The sequence below is a fragment of the Marinomonas sp. TI.3.20 genome (genome assembly GCF_038155025.1).
Taxonomy (GTDB): domain Bacteria; phylum Pseudomonadota; class Gammaproteobacteria; order Pseudomonadales; family Marinomonadaceae; genus Marinomonas; species Marinomonas flavescens.
In genome coordinates this window covers 1-569 of record NZ_JBAKAS010000063.1, presented here as the reverse complement: position 1 = coordinate 569, position 569 = coordinate 1, and the positions used below count along the sequence as shown (strand labels likewise).

1 protein-coding gene is annotated in these 569 nt (G+C 43.8%); it reads right to left on the bottom strand.

The genetic code is table 11. From position 1 onward, the window contains the following. On the bottom strand, positions 1 to 569 hold a 569-nt coding region (locus V6259_RS19560; protein WP_341585956.1), incomplete at both ends, for an ISAs1 family transposase.

Below are 569 nucleotides of genomic sequence, written 5' to 3'. Positions count from 1 at the left end.
ACTGATCTTCTCCAAAAGCGACATCCAACACCCAATGAAGTTGATTTTCGACGCCCCAATGCCCACGAGTAGCCTTTAGCACTCCTTCCGCCGTTATCGCTTTACTGGAAATAAAATAACGAATATGGCTTCGGCCTTTTTCATTAGCAACGCGATCTGATTGTATCGCGGCGACAGTTTTTGCTTGCCATTCTGCTGCAATAGACAGGAAGGATAAGTCCGTCGTGACCCAGCATCGACGATGCTCCTTGCGACCATGAGTTTCGTTTTGTTGCTCAAGAAAGTGATCACTTAGCGTGTCTTGTGTATGGTTTTCCCAGTAATGGTCGAAGTAGGTTACAAGCTCTTTATGTAACGTTTTCTGGTTACTTTTTACAGTAACCAAATAGTCTGACTCTCTTTCAATAACCTTGGAGACAATGTCTTTCTGACATCCCATGGAATCCATTGTGACCAAGCAACCTTTGATAGCCAGCTGATCTAGTAACTTAGGGATTGCTTTGATTTCATTGGATTTTTTATCTACTTTGTATTGACCAAGAGACACGCCAGCCTGTGAAGCCCAAGCG